Source organism: Pseudonocardia sp. GCM10023141 (assembly GCF_042653605.1).
Genome location: NZ_JBHSIR010000008.1, coordinates 16217 through 35302 on the forward strand (window position 1 = coordinate 16217; position 19086 = coordinate 35302).

Here is a 19086-nt window from a genome sequence, read left to right on the forward strand (position 1 = left end):
ACCCGGAGTCTGCGAAGCGCGCGACTGCTGCTCGGGGAGATCCGCTGCTCGTGATGTTCAGCTCGCCGGCGGGTCCTCCGGCTTGCGCACCCGCTCGTCGAGCTGGCGCAGGAAATCAGGATCGTCGTCCGGGCCGCTCACCCGCGTGCGCGTGACACCCGTCGGAGACCGACGAACAGGCTCCTGCGGGATCTCTCCGCGCACGGTGTTCATCGCCTTCCACAGCACGAGAGCGATGACCGCAGCGCCGACGAACGCGATGAGGAACAACATCTCCGACCACCTCCGCAACCGAGATTAGCGGAGCGGACGCTTCACAGGGGTGAAGTCAGAGATCTGTAACCCTCCCGGCGCTGCGGGTCAGCGTGCCGGTGGCAGCGTGGCCTCGCTGGTGAGATCGGCGAGCATCCCGCGGACCTCGGACTCGCGGAACCTTCGGTGGCCGCCGGGAGTTCGAATGGAGCCGATCCTTCCGGCCGATGCCCAACGGGTCACGGTCTTGGGGTCGACGCGGAACAGGGCGGCAACCTCGCCCGGGGTGAGCAGGCGTTCGCTGCCGTTCGTCTGTGTCGTGACGGTCATCGGTGGGACCTCCGCATCGCTGCTGTTACCGGGCCATCGTGACACCTCGGACCCCAGGTACTCGAACGGTTGTCCGGAGGTAAAGGGCTCTTAAAGGACGAACCGGACACCCTGCATGAAGGGGTGGTCGGGCGGCCCTCGAAGGACGGATCGCCCTGGTCGTAGGCTCGTGGCATGACAACGCCCACGTCCTCGACGGCACCGGGGGTGCCGCTCACCATCGCGCTCTACGTGCTGGCGCGGCTCGGTCTCGTCGCCGTTGTCACAGCTGTGATGATGCTGGCGGGTGTCCCGTTCCTCATCTCACTGCTCGTGGCCTTCATCGTCGCCCTGCCGCTGTCGATGGTGCTGTTCCGCGGGCTGCGGGCCCGGCTCGACACCGCGCTCGCGGTGGCCGGGCAGCGCCGCTCCGCCGAGCGCGAGGCGCTGCGGGCGCGGCTGCGTGGCGAGGACGTCGAGGGGGCGGCCGGTTCAGCCGAGGAAGCCAAGCGCCAGCCCGACAGCAGTGGTGGTTGACCAGATCAGCAGCAGCAGCCCGGTCTGACCCAGCACCCGGATGAGCGAACGGCCGTCGGCTCCGCCCAGTACCTGCCGGGCCAGCGCGATCCCCAGCGGCAGCGCAAGCAGGCCGAACAGCATCGGCCAGCTGCGCACGGCGCCACCGGCCGAGAGCAGGAACGGCAGCAGCACGAGCGCCGCGTAGAGCCGCCGGGTGTCGCGGTCGCCGAGCACCACGGCGAGGGTGCGCTTGCCCACGTCGGTATCGGTGGGGATGTCACGCAGGTTGTTGGCCACCAGTACGGCGCTCGTGAGCAGGCCGCAGCCGATTGCGCTCACCACCGCCGGAGCACCGGGCAGGCCGCTCTGGGTGATCGCGGTGCCGAGCACGGCCACCGGCCCGAAGAAGAGGAAGACCGCGACCTCGCCGAGCCCGGCGTAGCCGTACGGGCGCTTGCCGCCGGTGTAGAACCAGGCGCCCAGCACGCAGACCACGCCGACGGCGATGAGCCACCACTGCCGGCTCAGCGACACGAGCGTCAGTCCGGCCAGCCCGGCGACGGAGAAGCAGGCGAGCGCCGCGCCGCGCACCGTCTTCGGCGTCGCGACCTTCGAGCCGACCAGCCGCATCGGGCCGACCCGCACGTCGTCGGTGCCGCGGATGCCGTCGGAGTAGTCGTTGGCGAAGTTGACGCCGACGACCAGCGCGATCGCGACGATCAGGGCGAGCACCGCCCGGCCGGGGGAGATGACACCGCCGCCGATGGCGGCACCGGTGCCGATCAGCACCGGGGAGATCGCTGTCGGGAGGGTACGGGGCCGGGCGCCTTGCACCCATTCCGCGACTGTGGCCACGGATCCAACCGTATGCGGGCCCCTACGGCGCGGCCGGACCGGGCCCGGTTGCGCAGGCCGGCACCGGGGCCTGGTGGTCGACCGTGTCGGCCTCGATGAACTGACCGGTCCCGATCCGCAACCATGATCCCGCCGCGACCGTCGCGGTCGCCGCGGGCGAGCACTCGACGGGCACCGCGGCCCGGCTGGCGGCCACCCCCACCACCTTCGCCTGGGGGTCCGGGGCCGAGCGCACCGACACCGTGTTGTCGGCGACCACCTTGGACAGGCGCACCGACCCGGTCCACAGGTAGTCCACCGTGACCCACGAGTTGTTGGTGAGGCCCAGCGCGTCCCAGAACATGCCGTCGCCGAGATCGATGCCGGCGGGGTTGACCACCTTGCGGTCGTACTGGTCCTTGCCGCCGTTGTAGTTGTTCGTGAACGCGGCCTGGGCCTGGGGCAGACCCTGCGCGAGGTCGGTCCACTCCTGGCGCTGCGGGGCCGGGTTCCAGTAGTCGTCGCGGGTGTTCCACGGCCCGACGTCCCACACCGGTGCGAACGCGCACCGCCCGCTCGGCGCGCACACCTTGACCGAGTAGTCGCTCTTGTCCCGCGGGGAGAGCGCCCTCCTCGACGGCAGCGCGACGAACAGGTCGCGGTCGGCGATCACGTGCCCGTTCGCCGTGGTGCCCCCGACGAGGCCCTCCCGCGTCGCGAAGACGCGGAAGTTGGCAGGCGCGTCCTCGGTGGCGCGCTTGCCCTCGGTCTGGTCCGGTGCCAGTGCCGTGAGCGTCACGGAACGGACCGTGGGCGCGGCGGCCGCGCCGGCGGTCCCGCCGGTGAGCACGAGCCTGCCCTGCACGTCGGAGGCCGGTTCCGGCAGCTCCGCGACGGTGCCCGCCGCCGTCTGCGTTGCCGGGATCCACTCCGACCAGCCGCCGTTGCCGCGCATCCCGCGCACGTCCACGGTGGCGGTGGAGCCGGCCGGGAGGTCGGCGAGCACGGTGGTGGCGACCCGGTCGGTGGCCGTGGCGATCCGGTGCGGAGCCAGCGTCAGCAGGCCGGTGGGCACCGCGGGGCCGCCCTCGGCGCCCCCGGAGTCCTCGGCCGGAGCCTGGAAGGCGTGCGCCGTGTCGAGCCGTGCCGTGCCGCCGGAGGCGTCGACGCCGGCGGCCTCACCGCTGGTCAGATCCGGTTGCCAGGACGCCGCGGGCGCGGCGGCCGGAACCTCGGCGGCAGCGGCCGGACCGACGGTGGCGGCCATGACGGCGCCTGCGATCGCGAGCAGTGCCGCGGTGCGCAGTTTCGTCCGCATGCTGCGTCTCCCCAAGCCGAACTGAATGTGACGTGTGTGACGGGAGTGCCGTCTGGGGCGCAGCAGACCGGATGAATCTGTAGTGGTCAATCAACGGAGAGTGAGCGCCACCAAGGGGTGTAGCAACGCGTCACCCGATGTGGTGGCGATCGCCGTCCGGCTTGCTCACGAGGCGCATCACCGCCGCCCGATCCGGCTTGCCGATCCCGCGGACGGGGAGTGCCGCGATCGCCTGCCAGCGTCGCGGCACGGCGGCGCGGCCGAGCTCGGCCCGCACGGCCGTGCGGAGAGGTTCGATCCAGTCCGCATCCGTGGTGCTGCCCCGGACCACGGCGGCGGCGACGATCTGTCCCCACTCCGGGTCGGGCAGCCCCACCACGCACACCGCCTCGACGTCGGGCTGTGCCGCGAGCACGCGCTCGACGGCCGCCGGGGCCACCTTCTCGCCACCGGTGATGATCACGTCGTCGGCGCGGCCGAGCACCTCGAGTCGACCGTCGCGCCACCGGCCGAGGTCGCCGGTGACGAACCGGCCGTCGACGAACGCGGCGCTGGTCTCGGCGGGCTGTCCGAGATACCCCGTGGCCACGGTGGGGCCGCCGAGCCGGATCCGGCCGTCGGCGTCGAGGTCGACGGTGACGCCGTCGAGCGGGACGCCGTCGTAGACGCACCCGCCCGCGGTCTCGCTCATGCCGTAGGTGGTGACGACCCGGACGCCGGCAGCGGTGGCGCGGTCGTGCAGCGCCGGGGGGAGCGCGGCGCCGCCGACGAGTACTGCCGCGTAGCCGCGCAGCGCCTCGACCGCGCGGCCGCCCTCGTCGAGGATGCGTCCGAGCTGCGTGGGGACGAGGCTGGTGTGACGGAGTTCGGAGCCCAGCCCCTCCGTGGCCGTGGTGAAGTCGACGGTGCGGAAGCCGGCGCGCAGGTCCTGCACCACCGGTTCGGCCCCGGCCAGCAGCGCGCGGATGATCACCTGCACCCCCGCGACGTGCTCGGCGGGCAGCGCCAACAGCCAGCGAGCGGGCCCGCCCAACCGGGTGGCGGTGGCCGTGGCCGACGCGCGCAGTGCCGCGGCCGACAGCGCCACCAGCTTCGGCTCGCCCGTCGAACCGGACGTCGCGATGGCCACCGCGGTGCCGGTCGGTGCCTCCGGCACGGTCGCAGGCGCTGCGGCACCGGGGGCGATCGGCAGCACGGCCGGGCCACCGTCGAGCGCCTCGCGCAGCGCGTCCACCAGCACGCCGACGGCGGCGGGCGACCCGTCGAGCGCAACGACCCTCACGGCCCCACCGCGCCAACGTTGTGGCCACCGCGCCGATGTCGGGACGTCGGCGCGGTGGCTGCGGGGTCGGCGCGGTCGTTCAGTAGTGCCACGGGTAGGGCGACCAGTCCGGCTCGCGCTTCTCGAGGAATGCGTCGCGCCCCTCGACGGCCTCGTCGGTCATGTAGGCCAGCCGGGTGGCCTCGCCTGCGAACAGCTGCTGGCCCATCAGGCCGTCGTCGGTGAGGTTGAACGCGTACTTGAGCATCCGCTGCGCGGTGGGGGACTTGCCGTTGATCTCCTTCGCCCACTCCAGCGCGACCTTCTCCAGGTCGGCATGGGGGACGACCTCGTTGACCGCACCCATCTGGTGCATCTGCTCCGCGGTGTAGGTGCGACCGAGGAAGAAGATCTCGCGGGCGAACTTCTGACCCACCTGCTTGGCCAGGTACGCCGAGCCGTAGCCACCGTCGAAGCTGCCCACGTCGGCGTCGGTCTGCTTGAACCGCGCGTGCTCGGCGCTGGCCAGCGTCAGGTCGGCGACGGCGTGCAGCGAGTGGCCGCCGCCCGCGGCCCAGCCGGGCACCACGGCGATGACGACCTTGGGCATGAACCGGATCAGCCGCTGGCACTCCAGGATGTGCAGCCGCCCCGACCGGGCCGGGTCCACGGTCTCCGCGGTGTCGCCGGACGCGTACTGGTAGCCGGTGCGGCCGCGGATGCGCTGGTCACCGCCCGAGCAGAACGCCCAGCCGCCGTCACGCGGCGACGGGCCGTTGCCGGTGAGCAGGACGCACCCGACGTCGGAGGACTGGCGGGCGTGGTCCAGCGCGCGGTAGAGCTCGTCGACCGTGCCCGGGCGGAACGCGTTGCGCACCTCGGGCCGGTCGAACGCGATCCGGACCGTGCCGGAGTCGACCGCACGGTGGTAGGTGATGTCGGCGAAGTCGAAGCCGGGCACCTCACGCCATGCGGTGGGATCGAAGATCTCGGATACCTGGTCGGACACCGGCTCACCCTAGATCAGCCGGTGGTACCTCCCGGATCGCAGCATGGCCACCATCATGCGGTTGAACGCTTGGATGGCCACCTTCCTGCAGTCCCGGACGGCGCGCGGCACCTCACCCCACCGGCCGCTCCAACGTCACCAGCAGCCCGTCCACCCCGCCGGGCCCGACGCGGCCCTTCACCTCCGTGCTGGTGATGGCCTTGACCTGCCACCCCTTGCTCGCCTCGTCGTTGAGCAGCTTCTCCAGCTTGTCGGCCGACAGCTTGCCCCCGATGAGGCTCTCGCGGACCTGGATCACCCGGTACTCGAATCGCGCCATACCGCCCAGGCTGCCAGGCTTCACCCATGAAGCGCTGGGTCCCGGTGGTCGCGGTGGCGCTCCCGGGGCTCGCGCTGGCCGTGATCGGCCTGTTGCACCCGGTGGACCTGACGCCGGCCACCGCCACCCGCTGGTGGCAGCTGCACGTGCTGCTGCTGCCGATCTTCCCCCTGCTCGCGGTGGCGATCTGGACGCTCGTGCGGAACGACCGCGGCCCGCTGGCCTGGGCGGCCCGCCTCGCCGCCTACCTGTTCGCCGCCTTCTACACCGGTCTCGACACGCTGGCCGGGATCGGCGCCGGGATCGCCGTCGAGACCCAGCGCGGCGGCAGCCAGATCGCGCTGAACCTCATCGAGCTGGGCAACGAGCTCGCCGAGGTCGGCGTGTACGCGTTCCTCGCCGCCACGGTGCTCGTCGGCGTGCTGGCGGTCGGTCGCGACGGCACCCGTGCCGTCCCCGGCACCGTCCTGCTGATCGGCGCGGCCGTGCCGTTCCTGCACGGCCACATCTACTGGCCCGTCGGCGGGCTCGCCATGGTCGGCGTCGGTGTCGGGTGCGGCCTGCTCGCGGCCGCGCGGCTCCCGGTCGGCGCCGCCGCGCACCCGGCAACCTGACGCAAACGCGCGCGCGCTCCCATGCCGGCGGCAGCGCTGGCAGGATCGGTGCTGTGCAGAACCTCCCCAAGGGGGCAAATGCCCCACTTCCGGCAGGCCCCGTGGCGGTCCGCGTCACCGCGGCCGCGCCCGTCGACATCTCCGCGCTGCTCGTCACCGCCGGCGGGAAGGTGCGCGGCGACGCCGACTTCGTGTTCTACAACCAGCCGGAGGCCCCGGGCGTGCGCTACCGGCCCGACGGCGTCGACGTCGACCCCGGCTCCGTCGAGGAGGTGATCGAGCAGGTCGTCGTCACCGCGAGCCTCGACGGGCGCGGCCCCGCCACGTTCGGAGCGCTCGGCGGCCTGCGGATGGACGTCGCCGTCGCCGGGCAGCCGGTGGCCGTCTTCGAGCCCGACGGGCTCGGCGCCGAGACCGCGCTGCTGTGCGTCGAGATCTACCGGCGCGGGGCGCAGTGGAAGGTCCGTGCCGTCGGGCAGGGCTACGCCAACGGGCTGGGCGGCATCGCCGCCGACTACGGCATCTCCGTCGCGGAGGAGGAACCCCCGCCACCCCCGCCCCTTCCGCCTGCCGCACCGCCGGTTCCCCAGGGACCGCCGCCCGGTGTGCCCGCGGGGCTGCCACCGGTGCCGCCCGTCGCGAGGCCCGTCGCGGCCGGACCACCGCCGGCCACCGGCAAGATCACCCTGGACAAGGGCAAGGTCTCGCTGGCCAAGCGGCAGACCGTCTCGCTCGTCAAGCAGGGTGCCCCGCCGCTGCGGCGCGTGGCGATGGCGCTGGGCTGGGACGCCGCAGCGCGCGGCGGCAACATCGACCTCGACGCATCGGCGATCCTGATCGACGATCGCGGCGCCAAGATCGACGCGGTCTGGTACGGCGACCTGTCGGCCTGCAACGGTGCCATCGAGCACTCCGGCGACAACCTGACCGGAGCTGGATCCGGTGACGACGAGCTGATCCGGGTGGACCTGGAGCGGCTCCCGCCGCACGCGGCCGCGGTGGTGTTCGTGGTCAACTCCTACCGGGGTCACAAGTTCACCGCGGTGCGCAACGCGTACTGCCGGCTCATCGACCTCGACTCCAACGCGGAGCTGGTGCGGTTCGACCTCACCGAGTCCGCGCCCCGCACCGGCGTGGTCATGAGCGTGCTGCGCCGCGCCGGCAGCATCTGGGAGATGACGGCCATCGGGGAGTTCGAGGACGGCCGCACCGTGCGGGCGATGTACGGGAAGGCCGAGTCCGTAGTGCGTTCGCTCACATCGCCGGGCTGGTAGTAATCCAGGGGTGCGACTCCTCCAGCAGGCCGAGACGGTCAACGTGCAGGTGCTCGGCGCCCTGCGCGCTGCCGTCATCACCGGTGAGCTGGCGCCCGGCACGCTGCACTCGGTGCAGAGCCTCGCCACCCAGCTCGGGGTCTCGCGCACGCCGGTCCGGGAGGCGCTGATCAAGCTGGCGCAGCAGGGGATGGTGCGCTTCGAGCGCAACCGGGGCGTGCGCGTCCTGCAGACCTCGGTGCACGACCTCGAGGAGGTCTTCACGCTGCGGCTGCTGCTGGAGGTGCCTGCCACGCGGCGCGCCGTCGCCCTGCTCGACGCCGCAGGACGCCGGGAGCTGCGCAAACAGCTCCAGGGCATGGAGCGGGCCGCGGCCGCCGACGACGAGTACCGGCTGTGGGAGCACGACCGGCGCTTCCACCGGCTGCTGATCGCGGCGTCGGGCAACGGGCGCCTTGCCGAGTACGTCGACGGGCTGCGCGACATGGTGCTGCGCAGTGGCGTCTCGACGGCGGGATCGTCGCGCTCGCTCGACGCGATCGTGGCCGAGCACGCGGCCGTGCTCATCCTCGTCGAGGCGGGCGACGCCGAGGGCGCGGCAGCCGCCATGCGGGCACATCTGCTCCACACCGCGGAGCTCCTGATCCGCCAGGAGGCCGGGGCCGAGGCGGTGGGAGTCGACCTCGACATGGGCTGGACCTCGCCCGGTGGGCAGGGCGAGGGACCGACCCCGGATTGACGAGTGGCATGCCACATGCCACGGTCGCGGAAAGGAACGCTCCCCTCATCGGCGAAGGGACCACGATGGCCGACATCGAACTGACCGAAGAGACGATCTTCACCTGGGGGGCGCCACCACTCAAGTTCGGTGCGGGCGCCTCCGACGAGATCGGCTTCGAGATGTCGGGCTACGGCGTGAAGCGGGTGCTCATCGTCACCGACCCCGGGATCAGCGCACTCGGTGCGCCGCAGCGGATCGCCGACAACCTGCGCCGCTACGACATCGAGTCGCAGATCTTCGACGGCGTGCACGTCGAGCCCACCGACGACTCGATGAACAAGGCCACCGAGTACGCACGGGCGCAGGGTCCGTGGGACGGCTTCGTCGCTGTCGGCGGCGGGTCCGCCATCGACACCGCCAAGGCCATCAACCTGCTGACCAGCCACCCCGGCGAGCTGATGGACTACATCAACAAGCCGATCGGCAACGCCAAGGTCCCGCCGGGCCAGCTCAAGCCGCTCATCGCGGTCCCGACCACCGCAGGCACCGGGTCGGAGTCCACCGCGATGTGCGTGCTGGACATCCTGTCGATGAAGGTCAAGACCGGCATCAGCCACTGGCGGCTGCGCCCGACGCTCGCCGTGATCGACCCGCTGCTGACGATGACGCTGGCACCGGAGGTCACCGCGGCGTCCGGGATGGACATCGTCTGCCATGCCGTCGAGAGCTACACCGCGCGGTACTACACCACGTTCGACCGCAAGAAGCCCGAGGAGCGCGTCACCTACTGCGGCTCCAACCCGGTGTCGGACCTGTGGTGCGAGAAGGCGATGGGGCTGCTCGCGCAGTCGTTCCGCACGGCCGTGCACGACGGCGCCAACGACCTCGAGGCGCGCTCGAACATGATGATGGCCGCCACCTTCGCCGGCATGGGCTTCGGCAACTCCGGGGTGCACATCCCGCACGCCAACGCCTACCCGATCGCCGGCATGGTCAAGGACTACCGGCCCGCGGGCTACCCGCAGGACGAGCCGATGGTGCCCCACGGCCAGTCGGTGTCGCTGACGGCGCCCGAGGCGTTCCGGTTCTCCTTCGAGAGCGCACCGGAGCGGCACCTGCGCGCCGCTCAGATGATGGATCCGGACGCCGCGAAGACCAGCGACCCCGCCGAGCAGCTGCCGTCGGTGCTGATCTCGCTGATGCGTGACATCGGCATCCCCAACGGCATCGGGGGCGTCGGGTACACCGAGGCGGACGTCCCCGATCTGGTGCCTGGCACGATGAAGCAGCAGCGGCTGCTCGCCACCTGCCCGAAGACGCCGACGGAGGACGACATCGCCGGCATCCTGACGAGATCGGTCGAGAACTGGTAACCGACGGCCCCCATCACGACCTCCACGCCGACCTCGTCAAGGCGGTACGTGGGCAGGTCCGTTTCGACACCGCGACGCAGGCGATGTACTCCGCCGACGCGTCGAACTACCGGCGCGTGCCGATCGGTGTCATCGCACCGCTCGACACCGACGACGTCGAGGCGGCGGTGTCGGTGTGCTCCACGCACGACGTGCCGGTGCTGCCCCGCGGCGCCGGCACGTCGATCGCGGGGCAAGCGGTCAACACCGCGGTGGTGCTGGACTTCACCAAGCACCTGAGCGGGATCGTCGAGCTCGACCCGGAGGCCCGCACCGCGCGGGTGCAGCCCGGGCTCGTGCTCGACAAGCTGCGCGATGCCGCGCGCCCGCACGGGCTGACGTTCGGCCCCGACCCGTCCACGCACAACCGGTGCACGCTCGGCGGGATGATCGGCAACAACGCGTGCGGCTCGCACTCGGTGGCGTGGGGCAAGACGGTCGACAACGTCCACGGGCTCGACGTGCTGACCTACCGCGGCGAGCGGCTCACGCTCGGCCGGGGCGGTCCGACCACGGGCCGGATCCCCACCGCGCTGGCCGCGCTGGGCGAGCGGCTCGCCGACGAGGTCCGCAGCTCGTTCCCCGACCTGACGCGGCGGGTGTCGGGCTACAACCTCGACCAGCTGCTCCCGGAGAACGGGTTCGACCTGGCCAAGGCGCTGGTGGGCACCGAGGGCACGTGCGCCACGCTGCTCGAGGCCACGGTGCGGCTCGTCGAGTCGCCGCCGGCGAGGGCGCTGGCCGTGCTCGGCTTCCCCGACGCGTACCTCGCTGCCGACCACGTCACGGTGGTGCGCGAGCTGGGACCGCTCACGATCGAGGGCATGGACGCCGGGCTGATCGCGGCACTGCGCGCCGCGCAGCCCGACGAGACCGCGTCGCGGGCGCTGCCCCCGGGCGCGGGCTGGCTCTACGTCGAGACCGGTGGCGCCACGCGCGGGGAGGCCGAGGCCGCGGCCCAGGCCGTCGTCGTGGCCATGAAGCCCTACACCACCTCCACGATCGTCGTCGGCGATCCGGCGCAGATGCGCGCGCTGTGGCGCATCCGCGAGGACGGCGCCGGCATCGTCACCCGCTCACCCGACGGGGGGGAGGCGTGGCCCGGCTGGGAGGACGCCGCGGTGCCGCCGGAGCGGTTCGGCGCCTACCTGCGCGAGTTCGACGCGCTGCTGGCCCGACACCACCGGCGGGGTGCCTACTACGGCCACTTCGGCGACGGCTGCCTGCACGTCCGGATCGACTTCGACCTGCTCACCCGTCCCGGTATCGCCGACTTCCGCAGCTTCATGGAGGACGCGGCCGACCTGGCCGTGGCGCACGGCGGGTCGCTCTCGGGTGAGCACGGCGACGGCCAGGCGCGCGCGGAGCTGCTGCCGCGCATGTACCCGCCGCAGATCATCAAGGCCTTCGAGGAGTTCAAGGGCATCTGGGATCCCGACGACCGGATGAACCCCGACCGCGTCGTGCGGCCCGCGAAGATGGACGAGGACCTGCGCGTGTTCGTCGGGCTGCCGACGCTGCGCGACAAGCCCCAGCTCGCGTTCGCGCACGACCGCGGCTCGTTCAACCGCGCCACGCGCCGCTGCCTGGGCGTGGGCAAGTGCGTCACCGAGACCGGCGGCGTCATGTGCCCGAGCTTCCGGGCCACCGGCGAGGAGATGCACTCGACACGGGGCCGTGCGCGGCTGCTGTTCGAGATGGCCAACGGCCAGGTGATCAAGGACGGCTGGCAGTCGCCGGAGGTTGCCGAGGCGCTGGACCTGTGCCTGTCGTGCAAGGGCTGCAAGCGCGACTGCCCGGTCGGCGTCGACATGGCGTCGTACAAGACGGAGTTCCTCGCGCAGCGCTACAAGGGCAAGGTGCGCCCGGCCTCGCACTACGCGATGGGGGCGCTGCCGCGCTGGATGCGACTGACGGGCCGGCTGCCGGCCCCGGTCATCGGGTTGGTCAACCGGATGGCCCGGGGCCCGCTCGGGACCCTTGCCAAGCGCGCCGGTGGCATCACGCCGGAGCGGGCGATCCCGCCGATCGCGCGGCGGGCGTTCACGCGTGGCAGGAAGGCCACCTTGCCGCAAGGATCTGGCGGGAAGGTGGCCTTCCTGCAACCTCGGGAGCGGCGCGTCCTGCTCTGGCCCGACACCTTCACCAACCGCTTCGACCCCGCGATCGCCGAGGACGCCGTGCGGGTGCTGGAGGCGCTCGGCTACACCGTCGAGCTGCCGCCCCGCGACGTCTGCTGCGGGCTGACCTGGACGTCCACCGGCCAGGTCGACGCCGCCCGCCGCGTGCTGCGCCGCAGCCTGCGCACCATCGAGCCGTGGCTGGCCGCCGGCATCCCGGTGATCGGGCTGGAGCCCTCCTGCACCGCCGCGCTGCGGGCCGACGGCACCGAGCTGCTGCCCGACGAGCCGCTGGCGGCACGGCTGGCCACCGGCGTCCGGACGTTCGCCGAGGTGCTCGCCGAGCACGCCGACGAGCTGCGCGAGCGCGCCACGGGGCCGCGGCAGCAGGCGCTGGTGCAGGTGCACTGCCACCAGCACGCGGAGCTGGGCACCGACGACGACCGCACCGTGATGGCCGCGCTCGGCATCGACGCCGAGGTCCTCGACTCCGGATGCTGCGGGCTCGCCGGCAACTTCGGCTTCGAGAAGGGCCACTACGAGGTGTCGATGGCCTGCGCGGAGCGCGTGCTGCTGCCGGCCGTCCGGGCCGCCGCGCCGGACGTCGCGGTGCTCGCCGACGGCTTCAGCTGTCGCACCCAGCTGCGCCAGGCCGGTACCCGCGAGCCCGCGCACCTCGCGCAGCTGGCGGCGCTGGCTCTGCAGTTGCGACCGAGAGCCTGACCGGCTCACGACGCACCGGGCAAACCGAACACCGGGAACGTCCGGAGCGCATTCGCCGTTGAGAGATCAACCATCGTCGCGCTCCGGGAGTTCACCGTGCCTGCCCCCACCGAGTCCGTTGTCGCTGCTGCGCGAACCCGCGCGCTGGCCGCGTCCGGTGTCGCCGGCGCCGCGGTCGCCATCGCCCTGATCGGGGCGCTGCACGTCGTCGCGGCCGGCCAGGTCGACCCGGTCCGGCTGACGATCAGCCAGTACGCGCTGGGCCCCTACGGCTGGCTCTTCGACGTCGGGGTCGTCGGGCTCGCGGTGGGTTCGGCGCTGGTGCTGGTCGCGCTGATCAGGGCCGACGTGCTGCGACCGGCGTCGGTCGCCACCGTGCTGACCGGTGCGTGGGTGCTCGGGCTGCTGGCCGTCGTCGCGTTCGAGAAGACGAACTGGTCGGTCGGACCGAGCCTGAGCGGCTCCATCCACCGCTACGCGAGCGTCGTCGCGTTCCTCGCGCTGCCGGTGGCGGCGATCCTGATCGCGCGGCGTGGCCGCAGGCGTCCCGGCTCGCGACGGTTCGCCTCCTGGACGGGTGGTCTGGGCATCCTCGCGCTGGCCTGGTTCGCGGTGATACTCGTGGTCGTCGCGATCGCTCCGTCGCTGGACGTCTCGTGGTGGCAGCTCCTGCCGCTGGGACTCGTGGAGCGGGGCATGGCGCTCACCGACGTCGCGGCCGTCGTCGTGCTGGGTGTGTGGGCCCTCCACACGGCACCGGCGTCGTCGGTCGTGCCGCTGGAGGCCGCATGCGTCGCCGCCTGACAGGATCGACGGCATGACGGAGCGAGCGCTCGTGCTGGGCGGCGGCGGCATCACCGGGATCGCCTGGGAACTGGGGGTCATCGCCGGGCTCGCCGAGCTGGGCGTCGATCTCACCGGCGCCGACGTCGTGGTCGGCACGTCCGCCGGCTCGGTCGTGGGCGCACAGATCGCCACCGGCGTCGACGTCGAGGAGCGCTACCAGGCGCAGCTGGCCCCGCCCACCGGCGAGATCGCGGCCTCGATAGGCCCCGCGACGATGCTGCGGCTCGGGCTGGCCATGATCGGCCCGCCGTCCCCGCAGAGGATCCGCGCCCGGATCGGGCGCATGGCGGCGCGCACTGCCAGCACGCCGGAGTCCGACCGCATCGCCGTGATCGGGGCCCGGCTCCCGAAGCACGAATGGCCCGACCGCGCGCTGCGCATCACCGCCGTCGACGCGCGGACCGGCGCGTTCACCGTGTTCGACCGCACGTCCGACGTGCCGCTGGTGTCGGCCGTCGCCGCGAGCTGCGCCGTTCCCGGAGTCTGGCCGCCGGTCACGATCGGTGCCCACCGCTACATCGACGGCGGGGTGCGCTCGCCCGCCAACGTCGATCTCGCACGGGACTGCGACCGCGTGGTCGTGCTGGCCCCGATCGCCCGCGGCATGGGTGGCGGCACCGCCGTCGCCGCGCAGGCCCGCCGGTTGCGGGGGCGTGTCGCCGTGGTCACACCCGATGCCGCCGCGGTGACCGCGATCGGCCGCAACGTGCTCGATCCGGCCCGCCGGGCCGCCGCTGCGCGGGCCGGTCGCGCGCAGGCCAAAGCGGCGTTGGCGCAGGTCCAGGCCGTCTGGGAGGAGTGAGAACGGGCCGTATCGGGTAGCCGGAGGGTATGACTGACGTCCCGAGCATCCAGCTGAACAACGGCAGCGCGATCCCGCAGTTCGGGTTCGGCGTCTTCCAGATCCCGGTCGCGGACACCTCGGCGGCGGTGCGGGCGGCCTTCGACGCGGGGTACCGCCACATCGACACCGCGCAGGGCTACGGCAACGAGGCCGCGGTCGGGCAGGCGATCACGGACTCCGGGCTGGCGCGTGACGAGGTGTTCGTCACCACGAAGCTCGACAACGCCGAGCACGGCCGCGACGCGGCCCGGCGCGCGCTCGACGGGAGCCTGGAGCGGCTCGGCCTCGACCACGTCGACCTGTTCCTGATCCACTGGCCACAGCCGGCGCAGGACCGCTACGTGGAGACGTGGCAGGCGTTCGAGAAGATCGCCGCGGAGGGCAAGGCCCGGGCGATCGGCGTGTCCAACTTCCAGATCCCGCACCTGGAGCGGCTGGCGGCCGAGACGGGCACCGTCCCCGCGGTGAACCAGATCGAGCTGCACCCCCGCCTCGCGCAGGCCGACCTGCGGGGATACCACCAGGAGCACGGCATCGCGACCGAGGCGTGGAGCCCGCTCGCGCAGGGTGGCGACCTGCTGCGCGACGAGCGCGTCACCGACCTCGCCGCGAAGGTCGGTCGCACCCCCGCCCAGGTGGTGCTGCGCTGGCACATCCAGCTCGGCAACATCGTCTTCCCGAAGTCGGTGACCCCCGACCGGATCGCCGAGAACATCGCGGTGTTCGACTTCGAACTGGCTCCCGCGGACATGGCACTGTTGGGCGGCCTCGACGCCGGGGTCCGGCTGGGCCCGGATCCGGACACCTTCGGCTGACCGACCAGCGGCGTCCGCCCCACGCTGCGGGATGGGTCCAGAGCACCTAGCGTCACCGCTCATGTTGGCAATCACCGATGTTGCGGCCGAAGCCATCAAGTCGCTCACCTCCGATGCGGAGCTGCCCGATGGTGGCGGTCTCCGCATTGCCGCCCCCGATCCGAACCAGGGCCTCGAGCTCTCCCTCGCCGGACAACCGGCGTCCGACGACGTCGTGCTCAGCGGCGACGGCGTCACCGTGTTCCTGGAGCCCGCCGCGGCCCAGGTGCTCGACGACAAGGTCCTCGACGTCCAGAAGGTGCCCGGCGCCGACGGGCAGGAGGAGCTGCGCTTCGCCATCGAGGCGCAGACGCTGCAGACCTGATCCGACCACCACCCGAACGACTTGCAGGAAAGCCCTCGACCACCGGCACGAAGATCAACGCCCACTGGGTCATGGTCAACACCGAACCAGTGGGCGTTGATCACCCCACCCGCACCGCAGCGCCCCACGCCGGGGCCCTCCTGTGCTCCTCGGCGAGCATGATCCGCGCGAGCCGCACCGCAGCGTCATCGACAGGACCGTGGCGTGCGGCTCGCGTACCCCGGGAGGGCACAACCCCCTCCAGTTGATCTGCCGGCCCGGCGAGGGCGCCGTAGCGCGGAGCACACTCCCCATCCGCAGCCGACGTCCCGGTTCTCACCTTTCATGGCGGCCGCAGGCCATGACGGACTTTTCCTGCAATCCGGGACGGCGATCTGTCCGGGGCCGGGATCAGGACTGCGTGAGCTTCCCGTCCGCCACGTTCCAGCGCCGGGTGGTGCGCACCGTGTCGAGCATCCGGCGGTCGTGGGTGACCAGCAGCACGGTTCCGCCGAAGCTGTCCAGCGCGCTCTCCAGCTGCTCGATCGCGGGCAGGTCGAGGTGGTTGGTGGGCTCGTCGAGCACCAGCAGGTTCACCTCGCGGGCCTGCAGCAGCGCCAGTGCGGCCCGGGTCCGCTCCCCCGGCGAGAGCGACGCGGCCGGGCGGGGTGCGTGGTCACCGGTCAGCCCGAACTTCGCGAGCAACGTACGGACGTCGGACTCGGCCCAGTCCGGTACGGCCTCCCCGAACGAGCGGGCCAGCGACGCCGACCCGAGGAACAGCCCGCGGGCCTGGTCGATCTCGCCCACGCGCACCCCCGAACCCAGCCCGGCCGAGCCCTCGTCGACGGGGATGCGGCCCAGCAGCGCCCCGAGCAGCGTGGTCTTGCCGGAGCCGTTGGCGCCGGTGATCGTGATGCGGTCGGCCCAGTCGACCTGGGCGTCGATCGGCCCGAGTACGAACGAGCCGCGGTGGACCACCGCCCCCGACATCGACGCGACGATCGCGCCGGAGCGCGGGGCCGCGGCGATCGTCATCCGCAGCTCCCACTCCTTGCGCGGCTCCTCGACGACGTCGAGCCGCTCGATCATCTTCGCCGTCTGCCGGGCCTTCGCGGCCTGCTTCTCGCTGGTCTCCGCGCGCTTGTTGCGGCCGATCTTGTCGTTGTCGGGGCTCTTGCGACGGGCGTTGCGCACGCCCTGCGCCATCCAGTTGCGCTGCATCTGGGCGCGGTCCTTGAGCCCGCCGAGCTTGTCGTCGTACTCCTCGTAGGCCTCGCGGGCGTGGCGCCGCGCCACGTCGCGCTCGGCGAGGTAGCTGTCGTAGCCGCCGTCGTAGACACCCACCTGCTGCTGGGCGAGGTCGAGCTCGACGACCCGGGTGACGGTGCGGGCCAGGAACTCCCGGTCATGGCTGACGATCACAGTGCTGGCTCCCCGCCCACCCCGCAGGCCCTGCACGAACCGCTCCAACCGCTCCAGTCCGTCGAGGTCGAGGTCGTTGGTGGGCTCGTCGAGCAGCAGCACGTCGTAGCGCGACAGCAGCAGCGCGGCGAGCCCGGCGCGGGCCGCCTGGCCGCCCGACAGCGCGGTCATCGGCGTCTGCATGTCGACGGCCAACCCGACGCTCGCGGCCACCTCGCCGGAGCGCTCGTCCAGGTCGGCGCCGCCCAGCGCCAGCCAGCGGTCCAGCGCGGCGGCGTAGGTGTCGTCGGCGCCCGGAGCACCGTCGCCGAGCGCCTCCGCGGCGGCGTCCATCGCCTCCTGCGCGGCGGTGACCCCGGTGCGCCGGGCGAGGAACGCGCCGACCGTCTCGCCCTCGCGCCGGTCGGGCTCCTGCGGGAGGTGCCCGATCGTGGCCGACGGCGGGCTGACGGCGAGCGCACCCTCCTCGGGATCGAGCTCGCGCGCGAGCATCCGCAGCAGCGTCGACTTGCCCGCGCCGTTGGCGCCGACGAGCCCGACGACGTCGCCGGGGGCGATGACGAGGTCGAGTCCGGAGAACAGGACACGGGAGCCGTGGCCTGCGGCGAGATCGGTGGCCTGCACAGTGGCGCTCATAACGATCGCCGATTCTAGGGCGTGCCCCGGCCCGGCACTGAGGGTAGTCGCTCCATCACCTGGTCACCCGATGTGCCGGATCGGTGCTCGCGGATACAGTGACCGATTGCAGTCGATCGGACACTCCATGCGCTGCCGGGTGTCGGACACGTTCAGGAGCTGATCACCGTGCCGACGGATCCCGCGCTCGCGGACCTCGCCGTGCAACTGAACGGGCTCGACGCCGATCCGGTGCTCCGCTGGTCGGCGTTCGACGCGGCGTTCCGATGCTGGGCGAGCGCGACCGACCCCTGCCACGCCGTGCGCCGCCACCTCGCCGACCTGCCGCCGGGTGCCGCGCCGCCCATGGCGGCCGCCACCCACGTCGCGCGGTGCCTGCGTGACGTCCCGGACGAGCCGTTCTCGTTCTGGCTGCACACCTACCGGCCCCAGCGCGACTGGCTGCGGGGCTACGCGGAGTCCGTGCACAACCACCGCTACCACCTCAGCAGCACCGTGCTGAGCGGCTCGTACGAGCACGAGCGGTTCGATGTTGCGATCAACGCCCGCACCGGCCTGATCGACCAGGCCGGGCTGAAGCACCGCGGCACCTACTGCACCGGTGACGCCGGAGCGTTGCTGTTCACCGAGTTCCACCGCATCCCCGCCGCGGCGGACGGCACCGCCGCGCTGCTGGTCAAGTCCCGCGCGATCGCGCCGTGGAGCCTGTCGTTCGACCCATCGCGGCGCCGCGGCTACCGCCACGCGCCCGCTGCCGAACGCGTGGTGCGGCTGGTCGGGGATTCCTCACTCGGCCGTCCCCAGCAGTGACACCGGGCTGCGGCGGGTGCCCGACCACGTCGTGATCACGCTCGTGAGCCCGCTCACCACCAACGCCACCGCCCACGACTCGCGGCGAACTCCTGGCGTCGGGAGGCGGCGCCGATCATCACGGCGTTGATGACGCCGATCAGCGCGTACGGCCCGCCGAGGCCCGAGATCACCAGGAAGATGCTCGTGCTGGTCGCGTCGTTGGCCACCGCGGAGCGGGCGATCCAGTCCTCGAGGGTGGACACCGTGCCGATCGTCGCCAGCGCGGCGGTCACGGCCGTGGCGTCGGCACCGGGCGCCAGCGCCAGCCACGAACGTCCGGGACGGGGCGCCCACCAGCAGCGACGGGGACATCAGCCCGGCCGGGAGCAGTTGGTCGACGTGGCCGCCGGTGCCCTCGGCGACCTCGGTGACGACCTCGACCGCACCGAGTTCGACCCCGGCGACGCTGAGCCCGACCGTGTCACCGGTCGATCCACCGTGCTCGTCGGACACCGCGGCGACGGCGCGCCCGCCGATCGCCGCCAGCGGTGCCGCGCCCGGGTGCGCGCGGCCGTAGGCGGCCGGGTCGACGACCAGCGCCTGGCCGGACCGCTGCTCGTGCTTGCTGCCGAGGTCACCGTGATCGGCACCGTCGTCTCGGTACTGGCTGCCGCGACGCCGGGTACGGCGGCGATCCGCG

Annotated in this window: 20 protein-coding genes; 11 read left to right on the forward strand and 9 right to left on the reverse strand. The window is 72.6% G+C overall.

Annotated elements, in window-relative coordinates:
• Nucleotides 1-57 precede the first annotated feature (57 nt).
• Complete coding sequence (locus tag ACFPFQ_RS03535; RefSeq protein ID WP_379614684.1) at nt 58-273, reverse strand: hypothetical protein; 216 nt, start codon at nt 271-273, stop codon at nt 58-60.
• A gap of 87 nt (nt 274-360) precedes the next feature.
• Nucleotides 361-582, reverse strand: a complete 222-nt coding sequence (locus ACFPFQ_RS03540) for a BldC family transcriptional regulator (RefSeq protein ID WP_379614686.1) — start codon at nt 580-582, stop codon at nt 361-363.
• Nucleotides 583-756: 174 nt separating this feature from the next.
• On the opposite strand from ACFPFQ_RS03540, the gene ACFPFQ_RS03545 reads away from it, so the two are divergent.
• The gene (locus ACFPFQ_RS03545) at nt 757-1098 is read left to right on the forward strand and encodes a DUF4229 domain-containing protein (protein ID WP_379614688.1); all 342 of its coding nucleotides are present in this window, start codon (nt 757-759) and stop codon (nt 1096-1098) included.
• On the opposite strand, the gene ACFPFQ_RS03550 is transcribed toward ACFPFQ_RS03545, so the two are convergent.
• The 5 genes from ACFPFQ_RS03550 to ACFPFQ_RS03570 form a co-directional block, all read right to left on the reverse strand.
• Complete coding sequence (locus ACFPFQ_RS03550) at nt 1054-1935, reverse strand: 1,4-dihydroxy-2-naphthoate polyprenyltransferase (protein ID WP_379614690.1); 882 nt, start codon at nt 1933-1935, stop codon at nt 1054-1056. The genes ACFPFQ_RS03545 and ACFPFQ_RS03550 overlap by 45 nt on opposite strands.
• A 22-nt stretch (nt 1936-1957) precedes the next feature.
• Nucleotides 1958-3232 (reverse strand): hypothetical protein, encoded by a 1275-nt coding sequence (locus ACFPFQ_RS03555; protein ID WP_379614692.1) that lies wholly within the window; start codon nt 3230-3232, stop codon nt 1958-1960.
• A 130-nt stretch (nt 3233-3362) separates the two neighbouring features.
• Nucleotides 3363-4514, reverse strand: coding sequence for an o-succinylbenzoate--CoA ligase (gene menE, locus ACFPFQ_RS03560; RefSeq protein ID WP_379614694.1), 1152 nt, complete (start codon nt 4512-4514; stop codon nt 3363-3365).
• A gap of 79 nt (nt 4515-4593) precedes the next feature.
• On the reverse strand, nt 4594-5502 hold the full coding sequence (locus tag ACFPFQ_RS03565; RefSeq protein WP_379614696.1) for a 1,4-dihydroxy-2-naphthoyl-CoA synthase: 909 nt from the start codon (nt 5500-5502) through the stop codon (nt 4594-4596).
• 112 nt (nt 5503-5614) lie between these two features.
• A complete protein-coding gene (locus ACFPFQ_RS03570; RefSeq protein ID WP_379614698.1) occupies nt 5615-5821 on the reverse strand; it encodes a DUF4177 domain-containing protein in 207 nt (68 codons plus the stop codon).
• A 26-nt stretch (nt 5822-5847) separates the two neighbouring features.
• Between ACFPFQ_RS03570 and ACFPFQ_RS03575 the strand changes: the two genes are divergently transcribed.
• The 9 genes from ACFPFQ_RS03575 (at nt 5848) to ACFPFQ_RS03615 (ending at nt 15554) form a co-directional block, all read left to right on the forward strand.
• Nucleotides 5848-6435: a hypothetical protein gene (locus ACFPFQ_RS03575; protein WP_379614700.1), complete on the forward strand. Its 588-nt coding sequence runs from the start codon at nt 5848-5850 to the stop codon at nt 6433-6435.
• Nucleotides 6436-6536: 101 nt separating this feature from the next.
• Nucleotides 6537-7709: a TerD family protein gene (locus ACFPFQ_RS03580; RefSeq protein WP_379614702.1), complete on the forward strand. Its 1173-nt coding sequence runs from the start codon at nt 6537-6539 to the stop codon at nt 7707-7709.
• Nucleotides 7710-7719: 10 nt separating this feature from the next.
• Complete coding sequence (locus tag ACFPFQ_RS03585; RefSeq protein WP_379614704.1) at nt 7720-8448, forward strand: GntR family transcriptional regulator; 729 nt, start codon at nt 7720-7722, stop codon at nt 8446-8448.
• Nucleotides 8449-8513: 65 nt separating this feature from the next.
• Complete coding sequence (locus ACFPFQ_RS03590; protein WP_379614706.1) at nt 8514-9803, forward strand: hydroxyacid-oxoacid transhydrogenase; 1290 nt, start codon at nt 8514-8516, stop codon at nt 9801-9803.
• 83 nt (nt 9804-9886) lie between these two features.
• Nucleotides 9887-12685, forward strand: coding sequence for an FAD-binding and (Fe-S)-binding domain-containing protein (locus ACFPFQ_RS03595; protein ID WP_379614708.1), 2799 nt, complete (start codon nt 9887-9889; stop codon nt 12683-12685).
• 96 nt (nt 12686-12781) lie between these two features.
• Nucleotides 12782-13489: a DUF998 domain-containing protein gene (locus ACFPFQ_RS03600; RefSeq protein WP_379614710.1), complete on the forward strand. Its 708-nt coding sequence runs from the start codon at nt 12782-12784 to the stop codon at nt 13487-13489.
• Nucleotides 13490-13502: 13 nt separating this feature from the next.
• Entirely contained in the window at nt 13503-14333 is an 831-nt protein-coding gene (locus ACFPFQ_RS03605; protein WP_379614712.1) for a patatin-like phospholipase family protein, read from the forward strand.
• Nucleotides 14334-14362: 29 nt separating this feature from the next.
• The gene (locus ACFPFQ_RS03610) at nt 14363-15190 is read left to right on the forward strand and encodes an aldo/keto reductase (protein ID WP_379614713.1); all 828 of its coding nucleotides are present in this window, start codon (nt 14363-14365) and stop codon (nt 15188-15190) included.
• Between the two features lie 61 nt (nt 15191-15251).
• The gene (locus ACFPFQ_RS03615; RefSeq protein ID WP_379614715.1) at nt 15252-15554 is read left to right on the forward strand and encodes an adhesin; all 303 of its coding nucleotides are present in this window, start codon (nt 15252-15254) and stop codon (nt 15552-15554) included.
• 390 nt (nt 15555-15944) lie between these two features.
• Here ACFPFQ_RS03615 and ACFPFQ_RS03620 read toward each other — a convergent pair whose 3' ends face one another.
• A complete protein-coding gene (locus ACFPFQ_RS03620; RefSeq protein ID WP_379614717.1) occupies nt 15945-17594 on the reverse strand; it encodes an ABC-F family ATP-binding cassette domain-containing protein in 1650 nt (549 codons plus the stop codon).
• A 168-nt stretch (nt 17595-17762) separates the two neighbouring features.
• Between ACFPFQ_RS03620 and ACFPFQ_RS03625 the strand changes: the two genes are divergently transcribed.
• Nucleotides 17763-18404 (forward strand): hypothetical protein, encoded by a 642-nt coding sequence (locus tag ACFPFQ_RS03625; protein ID WP_379614718.1) that lies wholly within the window; start codon nt 17763-17765, stop codon nt 18402-18404.
• A 53-nt stretch (nt 18405-18457) separates the two neighbouring features.
• Here ACFPFQ_RS03625 and ACFPFQ_RS03630 read toward each other — a convergent pair whose 3' ends face one another.
• On the reverse strand, nt 18458-18679 hold the full coding sequence (locus tag ACFPFQ_RS03630; RefSeq protein WP_379614719.1) for a hypothetical protein: 222 nt from the start codon (nt 18677-18679) through the stop codon (nt 18458-18460).
• Nucleotides 18680-19086 lie beyond the last annotated feature (407 nt).